The sequence below is a fragment of the Streptomyces sp. DH37 genome (assembly GCF_029813835.1).
GTDB lineage: Bacteria > Actinomycetota > Actinomycetes > Streptomycetales > Streptomycetaceae > Streptomyces.
Genome location: NZ_JARVKV010000080.1, coordinates 1 through 21089, shown reverse-complemented (window position 1 = coordinate 21089; position 21089 = coordinate 1). Strand labels below are relative to the sequence as shown.

The window sequence follows — 21089 nt, the reverse complement described above, 5'->3', positions numbered from 1 at the left end:
TGTCGATGGACGACCGCCGGGTGCGACGTGGCGCACACGGACGGCCCAGCGATCCTCGAGTGGTCCCCGGGTCGCGCGGGAGGCCGTCAGACCCCGGCGGGGACGGCCTCGTCGTCCTCGATCAGCGGCTCGACCTCGCGCGACACCCTGCGCTCGACGAAGAAGGCCGCGGTGGGGATGGTGCCCGCGAGCAGCACCCAGGCGAGCTTGCCGAACCTCCACTTCGCCTTGGAGCCCAGGTCGAAGGCGAAGACCAGGTACAGCACGTACAGCCAGCCGTGGGCGATGCTGACGACGCTGGTGAAGCCCTCGGCGCCGTCCATCTCCAGCAGGTACTTGCCGATCATGCCGAGGGTCAGCAGGACCAGCAGCACACCGGTGACGTAGGCCATCACCCGGTAGCGGGTGAGCACGCTCTTCTTCATGCCCACGAGCGTAACCGGCGCGTCCGCGCGTCCCTCCGGGGCCCCGGCTCCGGGGGTCCGGGGAGGTCCCGGGCCGCGGAGGAGGCCGTCTCACCCCTCCTTGAAGTCACCCGCGGCCACGCGCAGCGGGCGGAGCAGCGCGAAGATCTCGTCGCACTCCTCGTCGTCGTACGCGCCGAGCCCGAAGTCCATGGCCATCAGGTCGCGGGTGGCCGCCTCGCACACCTCGCGCCCCCGGTCGGTGATGGAGGCGAGCGTGCCGCGGCCGTCGTTGGGGTTGGGGCGCTTGGCCACCAGGCCCGACTTCACCAGGCGGTCGACGGTGTTGGTGACGGAGGTGGGGTGGACCATCAGCCGCTCGCCGATCTTCGACATGGGCAGTTCGCCGGCCTTGGAGAAGGTGAGCAGCACCAGCGCCTCGTAGCGGGCGAAGGTCAGCCCGTAGGGCTTGACGACCGCGTCGACCTCGGCGAGCAGGATCTGGTGCGCGCGCATGATCGAGGTGATCGCGGCCATCGAGGGCACGGAACCCCATCGCTGCTTCCACAGTTCGTCGGCGCGGGCGATCGGGTCGAACGTCAGGCTGAGCGGCTTCGGCACGGTCACGACCTTACCGGCCGGTCATATCGTGGTCAGCTCCGTCTCAGCAGTCGGGCCGCCCGGCGGGCGTCCGCACCGCCGGGCGTTCCGCGGGGGGTGGGGTCAGCCCAGGTGCCGTTCGACGGTCTCCACCTTGGAGGTCAGGCCGTCGGTGACGCCGGGCCGGATGTCGGCCTTGAGGACGAGCGAGACGCGCGGCGCCCGGGCCTCGACGGCGGCCACCGCCCGCCGCACGACCTCCATGCACTCCTCCCACTCGCCCTCGATCGAGGTGAACATGGCGTCGGTGCGGTTGGGGAGCCCGGACGCGCGGACCACCCGCACGGCCTCGGCGACGTACTCCCCCACGTCCTCGCCCACCCCGAGCGGGGTGACGGAGAAGGCGACGATCACGCGTCCACCGCTCCCGTGCGGGGCTGCTCGGCCTGCCCGGCGCGCTCGGCGCGGGCCCGGGCGGCGATCACGCTCGCCTCGGCCTCGCGGCGCAGCAGCTTGTCGGCGTAGAAGCCGCCGGCGGGCAGCACCGAGAGCGCGAAGTAGAGCGCGGCGCGGCCCAGCGGCCACTTGGCGCGGTTCCAGGCGTCCAGCCAGAAGAGCACGTAGAGCACGAAGAGGACGCCGTGGACGGCGCCCATCACCGGTACCGCGTTGAACTCGGTCGTGCGCTTGAGCACGGAGCACACCAGCAGCAGGAGGAAGGAGACGGCCTCGGGGACGGAGATCAGCCGGAGGCGGCGGAGCGCTGAAGCGGTCTTGAGGTCCACGGGAGATCCTTTGTGAAGGGATGCACAAGCTCTGCCATTGTGACAGCCTCCCGCCGGATGCCCGCGTCCGGGTAGATTCGCCCCGTGGCTCAGTTCCGACTCCAAGGCGGCAAGGTCCTCGCCGTCGACCTGGCAGGCGACGCGGTCAGGGCCAAGAACGGCTCGATGGTCGCCTACGACGGCCGGATGGACTTCAAGAAGCTCTCCGGCGGCGGCGAGGGCCTGCGCGGCATGGTCACGCGCCGCCTCACCGGCGAGCAGATGGAACTGATGGAGGTGAAGGGGCAGGGCACCTGCTACTTCGCCGACCGCGCGAGCGACATCAACCTGGTGGCCCTGCGGGGCGAGAAGCTGCACGTGGAGTCCAGCAACCTGCTCTGCGTCGACGGCTCCCTGCGCACCGGCACCACCTTCACCGGGCTGCGCGGCGCCTCGCAGGGCAACGGGCTGTTCACCACCACCGTCGAGGGCACCGGCACGGCGGCCCTGACGTCGGACGGCCCGGCGGTGGTGCTGCGCGTCACGCCGCAGCTGCCGCTCCAGGTGGACCCGGGCGCGTACGTGGCGCACACCGGGAACCTCCAGCAGCACTTCCAGACGGGCGTGACCTTCCGCACCCTGGTGGGAGAGGGCTCGGGCGAGTCCTTCCAGATCCGCTTCGAGGGCGACGGGCTGGTCTACGTCCAGCCCAGCGAGCGGAACACGATCGGCGGTGAGCTGTGACCGTGAGCGACGCGCGTGCGGCCACCGGACCGCGGACGACGACGAAACCCGCACCGGCACGCCGCACGGGCGGAGAAGCGAACGCGAAAGGCACCGTGAGCGACGCGCGTGCGGCCACCGGACCGCAGACGACGAGATCCGCACCGGCACGCCGCACGGGCGGGGACGCCCGCGTGAGGAGGGTCTGATGCCGTTCCGGGAGATCAACTCCAAGATGGTCGAGGCCCGGGTGGCGCCCGGCCAGAGGATGTTCAGCCAGCGCGGCGCGATGATCGCCTACCAGGGCGAGGTCACCTTCACCCCCAACATCCAGGGCGGCCAGGGCGGCTTCGGCTCAATGATCGGACGGCGGCTGGCGGGCGAGATGACGCCGCTGATGACGGTCGAGGGCAGCGGCACGGTGCTCTTCGGGCACGGCGGCCACCACGTCGAGGTGATCGAGCTGTCCGGCGACACCCTCTGCGTGGAGGCCGACCGGCTGCTCGCCTTCGACGGGACGCTGGAGCAGGGCACGATGTTCATGGGCTCCCAGGGCGGGGTCATGGGCATGGTGCGCGGCCAGGTGACCGGGCAGGGCCTGTTCACCACGACGCTCAAGGGGCACGGCTCGGTGGCCGTGATGGCCCACGGCGGAGTGGTCCGGCTGCCGATCACGCCGGACCGCCCCGTCCACGTCGACCCGCAGGCGTACGTCGCCCACCACGGGGACGTGCGGAACAGGCTCTCCACGGCGCTCGGCTGGCGGGACATGGTCGGGCGCGGCTCGGGCGAGGCGTTCCAACTGGAGCTGTCCGGGCAGGGAACGGTGTTCGTGCAGGCCAGCGAGGAGAAGCTGTGAACGGTCCGGTCGTCCACGACGCCCACACGCTGCCGTCGAACGACAACGTCAACCCCTACGCGTTCTGCGTGGACCTGTCGGGCCAGTGGTTCCTGCAGAAGGGGAAGATGATCGCCTACTACGGGCAGATCAGCTTCAACGGCATCGGCCACGGCCCCTTGGACCGGCTGGTCGCCGCCAGCTTCCACTCCCCGCTGCACGCCTCGGACTGGGTGGTCGCCGAGGGCAGGGGCAAGATGCTGCTCGCCGACCGGTCGTTCGACGTCAACTCCTACGACCTGGAGGACGGCAACCTCACCATCCGCTCGGGCAACCTGCTGGCCTTCGAGCCGAGCCTGGCGCTGAAGCAGTCGATCATCCCCGGCTTCGTGACCCTGCTGGGGACGGGGAAGTTCGTGGCGGCCTCCAACGGCCAGGTGCACTTCGTGGAGCCGCCGGTCCGGGTGGATCCGCAGGCGCTGGTGGGCTGGGCCGACTGCCCCTCGCCCTGCCACCACTACGACCACCGGTACATGCGGGGCGTCCTCGGCGGGCTGCGGGCGATGACGGGGATCGGCGGCACGTCCGGCGAGGAGCACCAGTTCGACTTCACCGGGGCGGGCACGGTACTGATCCAGTCCACCGAGGTGCTGATGGAGGAGCGGGACACCGGCGCCGCTCCGCCGCCGCAGCCGGGCGTCCCCGGCGGGGGCGGCGCGCACGGAGGCCACGGCGGGCAGCAACTGCCGCAGCTTCCCGGACAGTTGGGCAGCATCCAGCGACGTTTCGGACTGTGACCGGCGCTGTGCCCGGAGTGACCCGCTCCGGTGGGGCGTCCCCGGCCGCCGGGTAGAGTCCGGTACATGGAGACCGACAAGGAACCCCGCTGGTTGAGCGACGAGGAGCAGCGCGCCTGGCGCGTCCACCTCGATGTCAACAGGCTCCTCCTGCACCAACTGGAACGGGACCTCCAGCCGTTCGGGCTGACCATGAACGACTACGAGATCCTGGTGAACCTCTCCGAGTCGGACGACCACCGGATGCGCATGAGCGATCTGGCCGCCGCCACCCTGCAGTCCAAGAGCCGCCTCTCCCACCAGATCACCCGTATGGAGAAGGCCGGGCTGGTGCGCCGGGAGAACTGCGAGTCCGACAAGCGCGGGCTGTTCGCGGTGCTGACCGAGCAGGGCTGGAAGACGATGCGCGAGGTGGCGCCGCACCATGTCACCTCGGTCCGGCGCCACTTCATCGACCTGCTGCCGCCCGAGGCGCTCGACGGGCTGCACGGTTCGCTGGTCCCGGTCGCCGAGCACCTGCGGTCGCTGCGCGGGCGCGGCTGAGGGATCCCGCGACGGGCGGAGGGCGGCGGGCCCGCGGCGGGGACCGGAGCCATGGCCGCCGGATCGCGGGCGGGTGCGGGGGCGGGGGACGGGGGACGGGGCGGGAAGCCCGCGGAACCGGCGCCCTCGAGCGGATCGGGGCCGAGGACGTCCCCCGGTCCCCTAGCCGGAGGCGGGCCGCTCGGGCCGGGCGGGGGCCGCGGCGGGCAGCCGCAGGGTGAACAGGGCGCCGCCCTCGGGGGCCCGGCCGGCGGTGAGGGTGCCGCCGTGCCGGACGGCCACGTCGCGGGCGATGGCCAGCCCCAGCCCGGCCCCGCCGTCGTCCCGGCTGCGCGCGTCGTCCAGCCGTACGAACCGCTGGAAGATCCTCTCGCGCTCCTCCTCCGGCACCCCGGCGCCGTCGTCGGCGACCTCCAGCACGGCCCGCCCGTCCCCGCGGCCCACGCGCACCCGGACGCGGGAGACCGCGTGGCGCTGGGCGTTGTCCAGGAGGTTGCCGAGGACCCGGGCGAGCTGCCCGCGCGAGCCCGTCACCTCCACCGGCCCCCCGCTCCCCTCCTCCAGGGCGACGGGGACCCGGTCCCCGGCGCGCTGCGCCAGCTCCTCCCGCACCAGCGCGTCCAGGTCCACCCGTGCGCCGCCCGGGCGCTCCCCGGCGTCCAGGCGGGCCAGCAGCAGCAGGTCGGCGGCGAGGGACTGCAGCCGCACGGTGTCGTGGACCGCGCCGTCGAGGTCGAGCAGCTCGGGGTGGGCGGCGGCGACCTCCAGCTGGGTGCGCAGGGAGGCGATCGGGCTGCGCAGCTCGTGCGAGGCGTCGGCGACGAAGCGGCGCTGCCGCTCGACGGAGGCCTCCAGGGCGGTCAGGGTCTCGTTGGTGGTCCGCGCCAGGCGGGCGACCTCGTCCCGGGAGGGGGGCTCGGGCACGCGCCGGGACAGGTCGGTGCCGGCCGCGATGGCCGCCATCTCCCGCCGGATGCCCTCCACCGGGCGCAGCGCGCTCCGGGTCACCAGCCAGGTGACGCCCCCGACCACCACCAGCAGCACGGGCAGCCCGACGAGCATGGCGCGGGTGACGGAGGAGACCGCCTGCTCCTGCTCGGCGAGGGAGGCCCCGGCGTAGACGGTGACGGGGACGCGGTCGCGGGTGACGCTCTGCACGGCGACCAGGCTGAAGCCCTGCACGGCGGTGGCCCGGCCGGGGTCGTGGGTCACCTCCCCGTCGTCGTCGACGGGGAGGGTGACGGTCCGGGTGACGCTGTTGCGGTCCACCTCGACGGGGGACCCGGTCGGGGAGGGGGTGCGGTCGGCGCCCCCGTCCTCGTCGCTGTCGTCGTCGTCCCCGCTGTCGTCCCTGCCGCCGTCCCCGCCGTCCCCGCCGTCGTCGTCTCCGCCGTCGTCCCCGTCGTCCCCCGGGGAGGGCGCCGTGGTGGCGGGCCGTGGCTCGGGGGCGTCCGGCCGGTTGAAGTCGGCCACGGGACCGCGCCCGCGCAGCGGCCGGCTCGCGCCGAGCACCGTCCCGGCCCCGTCGACCACCTGCACCGGTTCGTCGTCCTCCAGCCCCTCCACGCCGGCCACCCCGCCGGCCGTCACGTCGGTGACCTCGGCGGCGACCTCGCGGGCGGTGGTCTCGGCGTGCAGCCGGGCGTTCTCGGCCAGGCCGCCGCGCAGCATCGCGACCACGGCCAGCCCGACCGCGACCAGGGCCACCGCCACCACGAGCGTGGCGCCGAGCGCGGCGCGGGTGCGGACCGTGAGCCGGGCGAGGGGGGAGCTAGGCACCGGGTCCCACCAGCCGGTACCCGGCGCCGCGCACCGTGGCGATGACGTCCGCGCCCAGCTTGCGGCGCAGCGCGCTGACGTACACCTCGACGATGTTGACGTCGCCCTCGTAGGCGAAGTCCCAGACGTGTTCGAGGACCTCCGCCTTGGAGACCACCTCCCCGGCGCGCACCGCCAGGTGCTCCAGCACGGCGAACTCCTTGGCGGTGAGCGGCACCTCGCGCCCGGCCAGCTCCACCCGGCGCGCGCCGGGGTCCACGGTGAGGGCGCCGGCGCGCAGCACGGCGGCCCCGCCCCGGGTGCGGCGGCGCAGCAGCGCGCGGATCCGGGCGAGCAGCACCACGTAGGAGAACGGCTTGGTGAGGTAGTCGTCGGCGCCGGTGTCGAGGCCCTCCGCCTCGTCGTACTCGCCGTCCTTGGCGGTCAGCATCAGGATCGGCGTCTCGTCGCCGGCCGCGCGCAGGGCGGAGCAGATCCGGTAGCCGTTCATGCCCGGCAGCATGATGTCCAGGACGATCAGGTCGTACGGTCCCTCCTTCGCCCGGTGCAGCCCCTCGGCCCCGTCGTGGGCCACGTCGACGGCGAAGCCCTCGGCCGTCAGTCCCCTGGCCAGCGACAGGGCCAGCCGTCTCTCGTCCTCCACGATCAGCACGCGCACGGTCCCAGCCTGCCAAAACCCTCCTGAAGAGTTCTTCAGGTCGCTTCAGGAGGGCTTCAGCAACGTCCTGCGACGGTGGTCCACGTCGGATCGGATCCCCTACCGGGAGGATTGATGAACGTGAAGCACAAGCTGGTCGTCGCCGCCGTCGCCACCGCCGCACTCGCCGCCGGCGGAAGCGCGGTCGCCTTCGCGGGGGACGACGCCCTCCCGGCGGACGCCCTGGCGGCGAGCCTGCGGGCGGACGCCGGCGACGGCGACGACACCGGCGAACGCGACGAGCGGGACGGCGACCGCCGGGAGCTGCGCGGTGCGAAGGTGACGCTCCAGGAGGCCGTCGGCGCCGCGCTGAAGGCCGTGCCGGGGACGGCGGAGTCGGCCGAGTTGGACGACGAGGACGGCCGTACGGCCTGGGACGTCGACGTCCTGGGCGAGGACGGCAGGTGGCACGAGGTCAGGATCGACGCGGCCGGCGGCGGCGTCCTCGGCGGCGACGGCGCCGACCGGGACGACCGCGACGACCGGAGCGACGACGGCGGGGACGACGGGGACGACGCGGGCGGGCGGGACGACGACCGCCAGGGCGCCCGGAGCGACGACTCGGGCGGCTCGGAGGACCGCGACGACCGGACCGCCGGCGGCGGGGACGACGGGGACGACCGCGACGACCGGACCACCGGCGACCGCGACGACCGGACCGCCGGCGGCGAGGACGACGGGGACGACCGCGACGACCGGGCCACCGGCGACCGCGACGACCGGAGCGACGACGGCGGAGACGACAGGGACGACCGGACCGCCGGCGGCGGGGACGACCGGAGCGACGACCGCGGCGACGACTGACGGCCGCCCCCCGCCGGGGTCACTCCCCCGTCAGCCCCGCGACCAGCTCGTCGGCCGCCGCGTACGGGTCGAGCGTCCCGTCCACGATCCGCTCGGCCAGCGCGCCCAGGCGCCGGTCGCCGCGCAGGTCGCCGATGCGCTCGCGCAGCGCGGTCACCGCGATGGTCTCCACCTCGCGGGCCGCGCGCGCCCGGCGGCGCTCGGTGAGCACCCCGCGCTCCTCCATCCAGGCGCGGTGCTTCTCCAGCGCCTCGACGACCTCGTCGACGCCCTCGCCGCGCGCGGCGACGGTCTTGACGATCGGCGGGCGCCAGTCGCCGGGCCCCCGGGCCTCGCCGAGGCCGAGCATGTGGTTGAGCTCGCGGGCGGTGGCGTCGGCGCCGTCGCGGTCGGCCTTGTTGACCACGTACACGTCGCCGATCTCCAGGATCCCGGCCTTGGCCGCCTGGATGCCGTCGCCCATGCCGGGGGCGAGGAGGACGACGGAGGTGTCGGCCTGCGAGGCGATCTCGACCTCGGACTGGCCGACGCCGACCGTCTCCACCAGGATCACGTCGCAGCCCGCCGCGTCCAGGACGCGGATGGCCTGCGGGGCGGCCCAGGCCAGGCCGCCGAGGTGGCCGCGGGTGGCCATGGAGCGGATGTAGACGCCCGGGTCGGAGGCGTGCTCGGACATCCGCACCCGGTCGCCCAGCAGCGCGCCGCCGGAGAACGGGGAGGACGGGTCCACGGCGAGGACGCCGACCCGCCGGCCGGCCTTGCGGTACGCGGTCACCAGCGCCGAGGTGGAGGTGGACTTGCCCACCCCCGGCGAGCCGGTCAGACCGACGACGTAGGCGTTGCCCGTCAGCGGCGCCAGCGCCGCCATGACCTCCCTGAGCTGCGGGGACGCCCCCTCCACCAGCGAGATCAGCCGGGCCACGGCCCGGGGTTTGCCCTGCCGTGCCCGCTCCACCAGTCCGGGGACGTCCACCGCCATGCGTGCTGCGCTCCTCGCCATAATCGGCCGCTCGTCGGCCGCTCGTCGGCCACTGTCGTCGGCCGCCTGATCCGGCCCCGTCATTCTTCCCGCGCCGCTTCCGCGCCGCCGTGCCGCCGGTCACACGGGCCCGTACCGGTGCGTACGGGCCCGTGCGACCGCGCCGTCACTTCTTCGGCACCCGCACGATCAGGGCGTCGCCCTGGCCGCCGCCGCCGCACAGCGCCGCCGCGCCGACGCCGCCGCCGCGCCGCTTGAGCTCCAGGGCGAGGTGGAGCACGATGCGCGCGCCGGACATACCGATCGGGTGACCCAGCGCGATCGCGCCGCCGTTGACGTTCACCTTTTCGTGGTCGATGCCGAGGTCCTTCATCGACTGCACCGCGACGGCCGCGAACGCCTCGTTGATCTCGATCAGGTCGAGGTCGCCGACGTCCAGCCCCTCCTTCTTCAGGGCGTGCCGGATGGCGTTGGACGGCTGCGACTGCAGGGAGTTGTCCGGGCCGGCCACGTTGCCGTGGGCGCCGATCTCGGCGATCCACTCCAGGCCCAGCTCCTCGGCCTTGGCCCTGCTCATCACGACCACCGCGGCGGCGCCGTCGGAGATCTGCGAGGAGCTGCCGGCGGTGATGGTGCCGTCCTTGGCGAAGGCCGGGCGCAGCTTGCCCAGGGACTCGGCCGTGGTCTCGGGCCGGATGCCCTCGTCCTGGGAGAACAGGACCGGGTCGCCCTTGCGCTGCGGGATCTCCACCGGGGTGATCTCGGCGTCGAACAGGCCGTTCTTCTGCGCGGCGGCGGCCCGCTGGTGGGAGAGGGCGGCGATCTCGTCCTGCTCGGCGCGGCCGATGCCCAGACGGGTGTTGTGCTTCTCGGTGGACTCCCCCATGGCGACGTTCTCGAAGGAGTCGGTGAGGCCGTCGTGCGCCATGGCGTCCAGCATCTGCAGCGCGCCGTACTTGAAGCCCTCGCGGGACCCCGGCAGCAGGTGGGGGGCGTTGGTCATGGACTCCTGGCCGCCGGCGACGATCACGTCGAACTCGCCGGCGCGGATGAGCTGGTCGGCCAGCGCGATGGCGTCCAGACCCGACAGGCAGACCTTGTTGACGGTCAGCGCCGGGACGTTCATGGGGATGCCGGCCTTCACGGCGGCCTGGCGCGCGGGGATCTGCCCGGCCCCGGCCTGGAGCACCTGGCCCATGATCACGTACTCGACCTGGTCCCCGCCGATGCCCGCGCGGTCCAGGGCCGCCTTGATGGCGAAGCCGCCCAGGTCGGCGCCGGAGAAGGTCTTCAGCGAGCCCAGCAGACGGCCCATGGGCGTACGGGCGCCCGCGACGATCACGGAGGTGGTGGCGGACGCCGAGCTGGTTTCGGGGTTCGTCTTTTCGGTCACGGTGCGGCCCCTTCGGAGCAGGGAGTTAACGAGGGTTTATCGCCAATGTACTGAGCGGTACGGGCCCGGGTCACCGGTCGGTCGGTGTGACCGTGCGCACGTTGCGTAACCACGCGCCGAGACGGTGCACTGTCTCCATGCTGACGCGCATCGACCACATCGGTATCGCCTGCTTCGACCTGGACAGGACCGTCGAGTTCTACCGTGCCACCTACGGCTTCGAGGTGTTCCACACCGAGGTGAACGAGGAGCAGGGGGTGCGCGAGGCCATGCTGCGGATCAACGGCACGGACGACGGCGGCGCCTCCTACCTCCAGCTCCTGGAACCGGTCCGCGAGGACTCCACCGTGGCCAAGTGGCTGGCCAGGCACGGCGAGGGCGTGCACCACATCGCCTTCGGCACCGCGGACGTCGACGGCGAGGCCGAGGCGATCCGGGACAAGGGCGTCCGGGTGCTGTACGACGAGCCGCGCACCGGTTCGATGGGCTCGCGCATCACCTTCCTGCACCCCAAGGACTGCCACGGCGTCCTCACCGAACTGGTCACCTCCGCTTCCTCACACCACTGACGCCCGCTCCCCCGGCCGGTAGAGTGGCCGTTCGGCCGGGGCTACGGGCTGGCTGGGGCCCGTCCCATGTTCCGCCGATGATCTGACACCATTTCTCCGAAGGGTCAGTTCACCTTCACCACGACCAGGGGACGGATGGGACCGCGCAGTGCGGGGCTACGACCGCTACGAGGCTGACGACCACCTCGACCACCTCTCTCAGCTCGAAGCCGAGATGAAGCGGCTGAAGGACGAGCGGGACAAGGCGGTCGACCACGCCGGCGACCTCGGCTACCAGGTCGAAGTGCTGCGCGCCAAGCTGCACGAGGCGCGCCGCGCCCTCGCCGCGCGCCCGGCCGGCTACGACAACCTGTCGCACCAGGCCGAGCAGCTCCTGCGCAACGCCCAGGTGCAGGCCGAGCAGCTGCGCGCGGACGCCGAGCGCGAACTGCGCGAGGCGCGCGCCCAGACCCAGCGGATCCTCCAGGAGCACGCCGAGCGGCAGGCCCGCATGGAGGCCGAGCTGCACGCCGAGGCGGTCGCCCGCCGCCAGCGGCTGGACGAGGAGCTGGCCGAGCGCCGCGCGACCGTCGAGTCGCACGTCAACGAGAACGTCGCCTGGGCCGAGCAGCTGCGCGCCCGCAGCGAGTCGCAGGCCCGCCGGCTGATGGACGAGGCCCGCGCCGAGGCCGAGCAGACCCTGGCCGCCGCCCGCGCCGAGGTGCAGCGGCTGACCGAGCAGTCCCGGCAGCGGATGACCTCGGAGGCGGAGACCGCCAGGACCGAGGCCGAGGCGCTGCTGCGCCGGGCCCGCGCGGACGCCGAGCGGCTGCTGAACGCCGCCTCCACCCAGGCCCAGGAGGCCACCGAGCACGCCGAGCGGCTGCGCACCTCCACCGCCGCCGAGTCCGAGGCCGCCCGCCGCGAGGCCACCGCCCTGGCGCGCCAGGCCGAGCAGCGGATGCAGGAGGCCGAGACGGCGCTGCGCGAGGCCCGCGCCGAGGCCGACCGCGTCCTGGCCGAGGCCCGCGAGGCCGCCGCCCGGCGGCTGGCCGACGCGGAGTCGGAGAACGAGCAGCGCGGGCGCACCGCCAAGGCCGAGATCGCCCGCATGGTCGCCGAGGCCACCAAGGAGGCGGAGACCGCCAAGGCCGAGGCCGAGCAGGTGCGCGCCGACGCCCGCGCCGAGGCCGAGCGGCTGATCGCCGAGGCCCGCGAGAGCGCCCGCGCCCGGTCGGCCGAGGAGTCGGCCGCCCAGCTCGCCGAGGCCGCGCGCACGGCCGAGGAGGTGCTCACCAAGGCGTCCGAGGAGGCCAAGGCCACCACCCGGGCCGCCGCCGAGGAGGCCGAGCGGCTGCGCGCGGAGGCCGAGGCGGAGGCCGACCGGCTGCGCGCCGAGGCGCACGACCTGGCCGAGCAGCTCAAGGGCGCGGCCAAGGACGACACCGAGGAGTACCGCGCCAAGACCGTCGAGCTCCAGGAGGAGGCGCGGCGGCTGCGCGGCGAGGCCGAGCAGTTGCGCGCCGAGGCCGTCGAGGAGGGCGAGCGGATCCGCGGCGAGGCCCGCCGCGAGGCCGTCCAGCAGATCGAGGAGGCCGCCAGCCGCGCCGAGGAGCTGCTCAGCCAGGCCAAGGCGGACGCCGAGGAGACCCGCGGCGCCGCGGTGGCCGAGGGCGAGCGGGTGCGCACCGAGGCGATCGAGCGGGCCGCCGTCCTGCGCCGCCAGGCCGAGGAGACCCTGGAGCGGGCCCGCGCCGAGGCCGAGGAGCTGCGGACCGCGGCCGAGGAGCAGGCCGAGCAGACCCGCGAGGAGGCCGAACGGACCGGCCGGCGGCTGCGCGAGGAGACCGAGGAGGCCGTACGCGCCCGCCGCGCCGAGACCGACGCGGAGCTGGAGCGGCTGCGCGCGGAGGCCGAGGAGCGGCTGTCCGCGGCCGAGGAGCGGCTGCGCGAGGCGCGCACCGAGGCGGAGCGGCTGCGCGAGGAGACCCGCGCCGAGACCGAGCGGCTGCGCGCGGAGTCGGCGGAGCGCCTGCGGGCCCTGCGGGAGCAGGCCGAGGAGGAGGCCGACCGGCTGCGCACCGAGGCGGTCTCGGACGCCGCCCAGGCCCGCGCCGAGGGCGAGAACGTGGCGGTGCGGCTGCGCACCGAGGCCGCGACCGAGGCCGAGCGGCTGCGCACCGAGGCCCAGGAGACGGCCGACCGGGTGCGGGCGGAGGCGAACGCGGCCGCCGAGCGCATGGGCGCGGAGGCCGCCGAGGCGCTGGCCGCGGCCCAGGAGGAGGCGCTGCGCCGCCGCCGCGAGGCCGAGGAGCTGCTCGCCGACGCCCGCGAGGAGGCGAACCGGGAGCGGGCCCAGGCCCGGGAGCAGAGCGAGGAGTTGCTCGCCTCGGCCCGCAAGCGGGTCGAGGAGGCGCAGGCCGAGGCCGAGCGGCTGGTGGCCGAGGCCGAGCGGCGGGCGGCCGAACTGGTCGCCGCCGCCGAGCAGAAGGCCCAGCAGGTGCGCGACGCGGTCGCGGGCATGCACGAGCAGGCCGAGGAGGAGATCGCCGGTCTGCGGTCCGCGGCCGAGCACGCCGCGGCCACCCTGCGCCGGGACGCGAAGGAGGAGACGGACGCCGCCAAGTCGCTGGCGGAGCGCACCGTCTCGGAGGCGATCGCCGAGGCGGAGCGGGTCCGCACCTCGGCGGACCAGGAGGCCGAGCGCACCCGCGCCGAGGCCGACCGCGTACGGGACGAGGCCCGCGAGGCGGCGGCGCGCAAGCTGGGCGACGCGGCCGAGCAGGCCGACCGGCTCGTCGCCGAGGCCCGGGAGGAGGCCGTCCGCATCGCGGCGGCCGCCGAGGAGCAGGCGGACACCATGGTCGGAGCCGCCCGCAAGGAGGCCGAGCGGGTGCGCGCCGAGGCGCGGGCGGAGGGCACCGCGCTGGTCGAGAAGTCCCGCAGCGACTCCGACACGATGCTGGAGGAGGCCCGCCGCGACGCCAACGCCATCCGGGAGCGGGCCGAGGAGCTGCGCTCGCGCACCGAGACCGAGATCGAGGAACTGCACGAGCGGGCGCGCCGGGAGGCGGCCGAGGCGGTGCGGTCCGCCGGCGAGCGCGTGGACAAGCTCGTGAAGGCGGCGAGCGACCAGCTGGCCGAGGCCGAGGAGAAGGCCCGCCGGACCAGGTCGGAGGCGGACTCCGAGGCGAGCCGGGTCCGCATCGCGGCGGTGAAGAAGGCGGAGGGGCTGCTCAAGGAGGCCGAGCAGAAGAAGGCCGCGATCATCCGCGAGGCCGAGAAGGTGCGCGCCGAGGCGGAGGCCGAGGCGAAGCGGACCCTGGAGAAGGGCAGGCGCGACCTGGAGGTGCTGACCCGCCGCCGCGAGGACATCAACGCCGAGATCTCGCGCGTCCAGGACGTCCTGGAGGCGCTGGAGTCGTTCGAGGCGCCCGGCAGGGGCAGGGACGGCAAGGGGGGAAAGGGCTCTGACGGGGGGTCAAACGGAGCCGTGAAGGCCGGTGTCGGAGCGGGAGCGGTGCATGGCAACAGCAAACAGGGCAAGAACTGAGCCACTCGAACGGGCGTACATTCTGCATATCAAACCGGCATCTTCTCGAAGACACGCCGCTTTCCCCCCTAGGATTCCCTCTATCACTCTCCCGTCCGACCCCGTCTGACCGACAGGAACCCCATGAGCACCGACACTTCGTCTCCCTTCGGCTTCGAGCTCGTGCGGCGTGGTTACGACCGCGGGCAGGTGGACGACCGCATCGCGAAGCTCGTCGCCGACCGTGACAACGCGCTGGCCCGTATCGCATCGCTGGAGAAGCGCATCGAGGAGCTGCACCTCGAGACGCAGAACGCCCAGGCGCAGATCAACGACTCCGAGCCGTCGTACGCCGGACTCGGCGCCCGGGTCGAGAAGATCCTCCGGCTCGCCGAGGAAGAGGCCAAGGACCTGCGCGAGGAGGCCCGCCGGGCCGCCGAGCAGCACCGGGAGCTGGCCGAGTCCGCCGCCCAGCAGGTGCGCAACGACGCCGAGGCGTACGCCTCCGACCGCAAGGCCAAGGCGGAGGACGAGGGAGTCCGGATCGTCGAGAAGGCCAAGGACGAGGCCGCCACGCTGCGCGCCGAGGCGCAGAAGGACGCCCAGGCCAAGCGCGAGGAGGCCGACGCCCTCTTCGAGGACACCCGGGCCAAGGCCGCCCAGGCCGCCGCCGACTTCGAGACCAACCTGGCCAAGCGCCGCGAGCAGTCCGAGCGCGACCTGGCGTCGCGTCAGGCCAAGGCCGAGAAGCGGCTGGCGGAGATCGAGCACCGCGCCGAGCAGCTGCGCCTGGAGGCCGAGAAGCTGCGCACCGACGCCGAGCGCCGCGCCCGCCAGACGGTGGAGACCGCCCAGCGCCAGGCCGAGGACATCGTGGCCGACGCCAACGCCAAGGCCGACCGCATCCGCAGCGAGTCCGAGCGCGAGCTGGCGGCGCTCACCAACCGCCGCGACAGCATCAACGCCCAGCTCACCAACGTCCGCGAGATGCTGGCCACGCTCACCGGCGCGGCCGTGGCCGCGACCGGGCAGCCGAGCACGGACAGCGGCGACGAGTCGCTGGGCCGCGGCGTCCCCGCCCAGCAGTCGCGCTGAGGCACGGCCCCCCGGCGGGCCGCCCCGCGGCGGAAGGGCCGCACCGGCAGACGGTGTGACCGGCGCCCCGCACCATTCCCGGACGGTGCGGGGCGCCGCCGTCCCCGGGGCGCCGTCTCCGGGACGCCGCGTCCTTCCGGCCGGGCGCCCCGGGGGGCGGCGTCCCGCCGGTTGCCGGGAACCGGACACCCCCCGATAGCCTCCTAGTTCAAACGGGGGGCGGAACGCCCCGACCGCAGAGGCCAGCAGGGGCGGAAGAAGCATGATCGAAGCAGTCGGCCTGACGAAGCGCTACGGCGCCAAGACGGCCGTGTACAACCTTTCCTTCCAGGTGAAACCGGGGATGGTGACCGGCTTCCTGGGCCCGAACGGCTCCGGGAAGTCCACCACCATGCGGATGATCCTGGGTCTGGACACGCCCACCGAGGGGCACGTCACCATCGGCGGCCACCCGTACCGCAGGCTCCCCAACGCGCCCCGGCAGGTGGGGGCCCTGCTCGACGCCAAGGCGGTGCACGGCGGCCGCAGCGCGTACAGCCACCTGCTCTCCCTGGCGCAGCTCTCCGGCATCCCCGCGCGGCGCGTGGACGAGGTGCTGGGGGTCGTCGGCCTCCAGGACGTCGCCAAGAAGCGTTCCAAGGGCTTCTCGCTCGGCATGGGCCAGCGGCTGGGCATCGCCGCCGCGCTGCTGGGCGACCCGCAGGTGCTGCTGTTCGACGAGCCGGTCAACGGCCTGGACCCGGAGGGCATCCTCTGGATCCGCAACCTGATGAAGAGGCTCGCCTCCGAGGGGCGCACGGTCTTCGTCTCCAGCCATCTGATGAGCGAGATGGCCCTGACGGCCGACCACCTGATCGTCATCGGCCGCGGCCAGCTCCTCGCGGACATGTCCGTGAAGGACTTCATCGCGCACAACTCCGCCGACTTCGCCCGGGTCCGCACGCCCGACGGCGAGACCGGGCCGCGCGACAGGCTCTCCGCCGCGCTCACCGAGGCCGGCGGCCACGTCCAGCCGGAGCCGGACGGGGCGCTGCGGGTCTCCGGGCTGCCGCTGCCGCGGATCAGCGACCTGGCGCACGAGGCGGACGTACGGCTGTGGGAGCTCTCCCCGCACTCGGCCTCCCTGGAGGAGGCGTACATGCGCATGACGCAGGGCGCGGTGGACTACCGGTCCACCGAGGACATGCGGGCCGGGCTCCGGACGCAGGCCCCGGTGGGGTACGCGCAGCCCGGGGCGCAGCACCCCGGCGCCTGGCCGCCGCCGCAGGGCGCCGCCGCGCCGGTGGGGTACGCCCCGCCGGTGCCGACCCAGGGGCAGGCCCCCGGGCAGCCGAACCCGTACGCCGTGCCGCCGCAGCAGGCGTGGCAGCCCCCGCAGGCTTCCCAGTCCCAGCACCAGCCCCAGTCCCAGCACCAGCCCCCGCAGGCGCCCGCATCCGGCGCCGCGCCGGAGGGCGCCGCCCCCGCCGAACCGACCGAGCGCGACAGCGAGGACGCCCGATGACCACTCCTCAGCAGGGCCAGGCCGCACCCCCCGTGCCGCAGGGCGTCCCCCAGACGGGGCCGCAGCCGCAGGCCGCCTGGCCCTCCGGCGGCCACGGCTACGCCTCGCCGATCCCCGTCAAGCGCACCCACCTCGGGCACGCCCTCGCCTCGGAGTGGACCAAGATCCGCTCGGTGCGCTCCACCGTGTGGACGCTCGCCGTCATGTTCGCCCTCGTCGTCGGCATCGGCGTGCTCACGGCCCTGGCCATCGGCAGCGAGGAGTACGCCTCGGCCCCGGTGCTCGCGGGCGGTTTCTTCGGGCTGATGCTCGGCCAGCTGTGCGTCATCACGCTCGGGGTGCTGGTGGTCACCTCCGAGTACAGCACCGGCATGATCCGCACCACCCTCACCGCCTGCCCGCAGCGCGCCCGGGTGCTCACCGCCAAGGCGCTGGTCTTCTTCCTGCTGTCCTTCGTGACGACGCTGGTCGCCTGCACGCTGACCGCGCTCGTGCAGGCGGCGATGGTCGGGGGCAAGCCCGTCTCCGAGTACGCCGACCCGAAGGTGCTCAACGAGGAGACCGTCGCCGCCGGCGAGGCCGTCGCCTCCGCCGGCGAGTGGATGGGCGCCACGGTCGGCGCCGCGCTGTACGTGGCGCTGCTCGGACTGCTGTCCCTGGCGGTCGGCACGCTGCTGCGCAGCACCCCGGGCGCGATCACCGCCATGCTCGGGGTGGTGCTGCTTCCGTTCATCGTCTCGCTGTTCCTCTTCGGCGAGAGCGTGCGGGAGTTCGGCGAGAAGCTGCGCGAGTACTCGGTGCTCAACGGGCTGTCGTCGCTGTTCCGGCTGTCGATGGAGAGCGACGGGGGCGGCGACGGCTGGCCGCTGCTCGGGCTGCTGGCGGCCGTCACGCTCGCCGCGCTGATCGGCGCGTACGCCCGCGTCTCCACCCGCGACGTCTGACGCGCGGCCCGGCGCGGCGCCGGCCGGGGTCAGTACCTCGGCGCCTGACGGGACCGCTGGAGCCGCGCGCTCCGGCGGTCCCTGGCGTTCCAGCACGCCCGGTGCCAGTGCCGCCGGTCGTCCACCCGGCCGTCCCGCTGCCAGGCCACCACGTGCGGCACCCCGGGCGGGATCTCCTGGTCGCAGCCGGGGCAGCGGTAGTGCTTGGCGGCGGCCTGTCCGGTGACCGGCCGCACCACCCACTCCTCGCCGTGCCACTCGTCGGTGCGCTCCAGACCGCGGCGGCCGTCCGCCTCCTCGTCGCGGCGGGCGGACCTGCCACCGCCGCGGGGGCGGTTTCGACGCGGGGACAAGAGGCACCTCACGAGGTGTCGGGGGCCGATCGGGCCCGGCCGGCGGACTGCTCCGTCCAGCCTACGCAGGTCCCGGACGGCCGTGCGCCGCGCGCCCCCGCCGCCCCTCGTGTCCCGCGCCTCCCGGGTTCCTTGCACGATCTGAAAAACTTCCCGACAGGCCGTGCCCTTGGCACGTGTCAGGCGTTGTTGCCTCCAAGGAGGACCACCCGGGGGAGTCCGTCGCGGGGGGCGGTGCCGAGGGCGGTCTCGGTACCGATCAGAAGGCGGTGGCGATGCGCGTCGGGGCTTTCGTGCTGGCGGGGCAGTTCCCCGGGCAGGGGCAGGGAGAGGCTCTCCACCGGGCCGTACGCTCGGCGGAGGCCGCCGAGCGGGCCGGACTGGACGCCGTCTGGGTGGCCGAGCACCACTTCGTCCCCTACGGGGTCTGCCCGTCGGCGGTCACCCTGGCCGCGCTGCTGCTGGGGCGCACCCGGCGCATCGGGGTGGGCACCGCCGTGAGCGTGCTCCCCACCGCGCACCCGGTCGCCCTCGGCGAGCAGACGGCGCTGCTGCACCTCCTCTCCGGCGGCCGGTTCACCCTGGGCGTCGGCCGCGGCGGTCCCTGGGTGGACCTGGAGGTCTTCGGCGGCGGCGCCGAGGCGTACGAACGGGGCTTCCCCGAGTCGCTGGACCTGCTGCTGCGCTGGCTGCGCGAGCCGCGCGTCGGCGCGGACGGCGAGCGCTACCGCTTCCGCGAGGTCCCCGTCGTACCGCGCCCGGACCAGGGCATCGGCGCACCGGGCGAACCGCCCGTGCTGGTCGCCTGCACCTCCCCCGCGTCCGTGCGGCTGGCGGCGGCGCGCGGGCTGCCGATGCTCCTGGGGATGCACTGCGGGGACGAGGAGAAGGCCCGGATGGTCGCCCTGTGGCGGCGCGAGGCGCTGGCGGCGGGGGTGGATCCGCAGGCCGTGGCGTCGGCCGGGCACGTGTCGGCCGGGGTCGCGCAGGTGGCCGACACCCGCGACGAGGCCGTGGAGACGCTCACCAAGGCGATGCCCGGCTGGCTGCGGCAGGGGCTGGAGGCCCACACGACCGTGGACGGCAGGGCGCGCGCGATGCGCGATCCGCTCGCCTACACCGAGCTGCTGTGCGGGCTGCATCCGGTCGGCCCGCCCCGGCTGTGCGCGGACCGGCTCGCGGCCACCGCCGAGCGGACCGGGATCGGCCGGTTCGCGCTGCTGGTCGAGGGCTCGGGCGATCTGGCCGGCACCGAGCTGAACGTCCAGCGGCTGGGCGCCGAGGTGCTGCCGCTCCTCCCCCGAGCAGCGGCAGCGCTTGCGCCGTCGAGTGCCCCGTGGACGCCGGATCCGGGAGCGGGTACGGGGCCGGGCACGGCACTGTGACCGGCCGTCCGTCCGCGTGCCCGGCCGCGGTCAGCAGTCGCGCAGTTCGGGCGACTGGTTGAGGAGCTGGCCGCGGATGGAGGTGAAGCGGGCGAGCCGCTCGTCCGCCGTGGGGTCCGGCTGGAAGACCGCGACCCGGTGGCAGTTCTGGAAGGCCAGTCTCACTCCGAAGTGGCGCTCCAGGGCGCCGCGTATCGCGTCGCTCGCGAGCGCGCGCAGCAGCTGCCCCCGTGCCTGCTCGTCCGGCGGCGGCGTCTGGTTGTCGGCGAAGTCCCCGCCGTCCACCTTGAGTTGGGCCACCAGGGAGCTGATCATGTCCCACGCGTAGGGCAGGGACGTACGGACGCAGTCGACGAAGGCCGCCTCGTCGACCTCGCCTCGCTCGGCCTGTTCCAGGAGGGCAGGTGAGACGTCGAGCGACATGGGTTCTCCTCTCGCGATCCCGGACGTACCGGGACCTCAGGGACGGACAATGGGGCCGCGCGTAACCGGATGATCTCGTACGGCGACGCCCGGGCTGCAACGTTATGCCCGTGCGTACGGCCGCACCAGGCTCCCGGGCACACAACAAGCCACCCCCGAACGGTGATCGAACAGGGAGAACCAGGGGCGAATCGCGTGGGCCGCCCGGTGTCCAGTAGCGTGGCCGACCATGCGTCTCGTCATCGCCCGCTGCTCCGTGGACTACGCCGGAAGACTCACCGCCCACCTCCCGTCGGCCCCCCGCCTCATTCTGGTGAAGGCCGACGGATCGGTCTCGGTCCACGCGGACGACAGGGCTTACAAGCCCCTCAACTGGATGTCTCCGCCATGCACCCTCAAAGAGGGTGAGGAGGACGGAGTCAACGTCTGGACGGTGGTCAACAAATCCGGTGAGAAGCTCATCATCACCATGGAGGAGGTCCTGCACGACTCCTCGCACGAACTCGGCGTCGATCCCGGTCTGATCAAGGACGGTGTGGAGGCGCACCTCCAGGAACTGCTCGCTGACCGAATGGAGACCCTGGGCGAGGGCTGGACGCTGGTACGGCGCGAGTACCCCACCGCCATCGGGCCGGTGGACATCCTGTGCCGGGACGCGGAGGGGGCCACCGTCGCCATCGAGATCAAGCGGCGCGGTGAGATCGACGGCGTCGAGCAGCTCACCCGCTATCTGGAGCTGCTCAACCGCGATCCCCGTCTGGCCCCGGTGCGGGGGGTGTTCGCGGCCCAGGAGATCAAGCCGCAGGCGCGCGTGCTGGCCACGGACCGCGGCATCGACTGCGTCGTCCTCGACTACGACGCGCTGCGCGGCATCGAGGACGACAAGCTGCGGCTGTTCTGAGCCGCCGTCCCCGCTCCGCACACCACCCGCCCCGCACATCCCGCACGCCCCCGGCCGGAACCGCGTCCAGCGCGGTTCCGGCC

The 21089-nt window shown here is 74.0% G+C and carries 22 protein-coding genes; 12 read left to right on the top strand and 10 right to left on the bottom strand.

From position 1 onward, the window contains the following. Nucleotides 1-86: 86 nt before the first annotated feature. The 4 genes from QC029_RS27395 to QC029_RS27380 form a co-directional block, all read right to left on the bottom strand. Nucleotides 87-425 (bottom strand): DUF3817 domain-containing protein, encoded by a 339-nt coding sequence (locus tag QC029_RS27395; RefSeq protein ID WP_279558512.1) that lies wholly within the window; start codon nucleotides 423-425, stop codon nucleotides 87-89. A gap of 90 nt (nucleotides 426-515) precedes the next feature. Continuing rightward, entirely contained in the window at nucleotides 516-1025 is a 510-nt protein-coding gene (locus QC029_RS27390) for a MarR family winged helix-turn-helix transcriptional regulator (RefSeq protein WP_279558511.1), read from the bottom strand. Nucleotides 1026-1127: 102 nt separating this feature from the next. Then, a complete protein-coding gene (locus QC029_RS27385) occupies nucleotides 1128-1418 on the bottom strand; it encodes an MTH1187 family thiamine-binding protein (RefSeq protein WP_279558510.1) in 291 nt (96 codons plus the stop codon). Further along, the gene (locus QC029_RS27380; RefSeq protein ID WP_279558509.1) at nucleotides 1415-1789 is read right to left on the bottom strand and encodes a DUF3817 domain-containing protein; all 375 of its coding nucleotides are present in this window, start codon (nucleotides 1787-1789) and stop codon (nucleotides 1415-1417) included. The genes QC029_RS27385 and QC029_RS27380 overlap by 4 nt, the downstream gene beginning before the upstream one ends. Before the next feature lie 84 nt (nucleotides 1790-1873). Here QC029_RS27380 and QC029_RS27375 point away from each other — a divergent pair, with 84 nt between their 5' ends. The 4 genes from QC029_RS27375 (at nucleotide 1874) to QC029_RS27360 (ending at nucleotide 4669) form a co-directional block, all read left to right on the top strand. After that, nucleotides 1874-2512: an AIM24 family protein gene (locus QC029_RS27375; protein WP_279558508.1), complete on the top strand. Its 639-nt coding sequence runs from the start codon at nucleotides 1874-1876 to the stop codon at nucleotides 2510-2512. Between the two features lie 187 nt (nucleotides 2513-2699). After that, entirely contained in the window at nucleotides 2700-3350 is a 651-nt protein-coding gene (locus tag QC029_RS27370; RefSeq protein WP_279558507.1) for an AIM24 family protein, read from the top strand. Then, nucleotides 3347-4126, top strand: a complete 780-nt coding sequence (locus tag QC029_RS27365; RefSeq protein ID WP_279558506.1) for an AIM24 family protein — start codon at nucleotides 3347-3349, stop codon at nucleotides 4124-4126. The genes QC029_RS27370 and QC029_RS27365 overlap by 4 nt, the downstream gene beginning before the upstream one ends. 66 nt (nucleotides 4127-4192) lie before the next feature. After that, nucleotides 4193-4669, top strand: coding sequence for a MarR family winged helix-turn-helix transcriptional regulator (locus QC029_RS27360; RefSeq protein ID WP_279558505.1), 477 nt, complete (start codon nucleotides 4193-4195; stop codon nucleotides 4667-4669). Nucleotides 4670-4831: 162 nt separating this feature from the next. Here the strand turns inward: QC029_RS27360 and QC029_RS27355 are convergent, their stop codons facing one another. Next, nucleotides 4832-6448: a cell wall metabolism sensor histidine kinase WalK gene (locus QC029_RS27355; RefSeq protein WP_279558504.1), complete on the bottom strand. Its 1617-nt coding sequence runs from the start codon at nucleotides 6446-6448 to the stop codon at nucleotides 4832-4834. Next, nucleotides 6441-7106: a response regulator transcription factor gene (locus QC029_RS27350; protein ID WP_279558503.1), complete on the bottom strand. Its 666-nt coding sequence runs from the start codon at nucleotides 7104-7106 to the stop codon at nucleotides 6441-6443. Before QC029_RS27350 ends, QC029_RS27355 begins: the two co-directional genes overlap by 8 nt. A gap of 114 nt (nucleotides 7107-7220) precedes the next feature. Between QC029_RS27350 and QC029_RS27345 the strand changes: the two genes are divergently transcribed. After that, a complete protein-coding gene (locus tag QC029_RS27345) occupies nucleotides 7221-7949 on the top strand; it encodes a PepSY domain-containing protein (RefSeq protein WP_279558502.1) in 729 nt (242 codons plus the stop codon). A 19-nt stretch (nucleotides 7950-7968) separates the two neighbouring features. On the opposite strand, the gene meaB is transcribed toward QC029_RS27345, so the two are convergent. Together meaB and QC029_RS27335 are read right to left on the bottom strand one after the other, a co-directional pair. Further along, nucleotides 7969-8928, bottom strand: coding sequence for a methylmalonyl Co-A mutase-associated GTPase MeaB (meaB, locus tag QC029_RS27340; RefSeq protein ID WP_279558501.1), 960 nt, complete (start codon nucleotides 8926-8928; stop codon nucleotides 7969-7971). A gap of 166 nt (nucleotides 8929-9094) precedes the next feature. Further along, nucleotides 9095-10321, bottom strand: a complete 1227-nt coding sequence (locus QC029_RS27335; RefSeq protein WP_279558500.1) for an acetyl-CoA C-acetyltransferase — start codon at nucleotides 10319-10321, stop codon at nucleotides 9095-9097. Between the two features lie 137 nt (nucleotides 10322-10458). Between QC029_RS27335 and mce the strand changes: the two genes are divergently transcribed. The 5 genes from mce (at nucleotide 10459) to QC029_RS27310 (ending at nucleotide 17944) form a co-directional block, all read left to right on the top strand. Then, nucleotides 10459-10890, top strand: coding sequence for a methylmalonyl-CoA epimerase (gene mce, locus QC029_RS27330; protein ID WP_279558499.1), 432 nt, complete (start codon nucleotides 10459-10461; stop codon nucleotides 10888-10890). A 148-nt stretch (nucleotides 10891-11038) separates the two neighbouring features. Beyond that, on the top strand, nucleotides 11039-14422 hold the full coding sequence (scy, locus tag QC029_RS27325) for a polarized growth protein Scy (protein ID WP_279558498.1): 3384 nt from the start codon (nucleotides 11039-11041) through the stop codon (nucleotides 14420-14422). A 123-nt stretch (nucleotides 14423-14545) separates the two neighbouring features. Next, a complete protein-coding gene (locus QC029_RS27320) occupies nucleotides 14546-15496 on the top strand; it encodes a cellulose-binding protein (protein ID WP_279558497.1) in 951 nt (316 codons plus the stop codon). 262 nt (nucleotides 15497-15758) lie between these two features. Continuing rightward, on the top strand, nucleotides 15759-17000 hold the full coding sequence (locus QC029_RS27315; protein WP_279558496.1) for an ABC transporter ATP-binding protein: 1242 nt from the start codon (nucleotides 15759-15761) through the stop codon (nucleotides 16998-17000). Then, entirely contained in the window at nucleotides 16997-17944 is a 948-nt protein-coding gene (locus tag QC029_RS27310) for an ABC transporter permease (protein WP_279558495.1), read from the top strand. The genes QC029_RS27315 and QC029_RS27310 overlap by 4 nt, the downstream gene beginning before the upstream one ends. A gap of 29 nt (nucleotides 17945-17973) precedes the next feature. Here the strand turns inward: QC029_RS27310 and QC029_RS27305 are convergent, their stop codons facing one another. Beyond that, the gene (locus tag QC029_RS27305) at nucleotides 17974-18297 is read right to left on the bottom strand and encodes an ATP/GTP-binding protein (protein ID WP_279558494.1); all 324 of its coding nucleotides are present in this window, start codon (nucleotides 18295-18297) and stop codon (nucleotides 17974-17976) included. Nucleotides 18298-18572: 275 nt separating this feature from the next. Between QC029_RS27305 and QC029_RS27300 the strand changes: the two genes are divergently transcribed. Next, the gene (locus QC029_RS27300) at nucleotides 18573-19682 is read left to right on the top strand and encodes an LLM class flavin-dependent oxidoreductase (protein WP_279558519.1); all 1110 of its coding nucleotides are present in this window, start codon (nucleotides 18573-18575) and stop codon (nucleotides 19680-19682) included. Between the two features lie 30 nt (nucleotides 19683-19712). Here QC029_RS27300 and QC029_RS27295 read toward each other — a convergent pair whose 3' ends face one another. Next, nucleotides 19713-20105 carry an SCO5389 family protein gene (locus tag QC029_RS27295; RefSeq protein ID WP_279558493.1) on the bottom strand — a complete coding sequence of 131 codons (393 nt, stop codon included), beginning with the start codon at nucleotides 20103-20105 and terminating at the stop codon, nucleotides 19713-19715. Between the two features lie 229 nt (nucleotides 20106-20334). On the opposite strand from QC029_RS27295, the gene nucS reads away from it, so the two are divergent. Next, a complete protein-coding gene (gene nucS / locus QC029_RS27290) occupies nucleotides 20335-21006 on the top strand; it encodes an endonuclease NucS (RefSeq protein WP_279558492.1) in 672 nt (223 codons plus the stop codon). Nucleotides 21007-21089 lie beyond the last annotated feature (83 nt).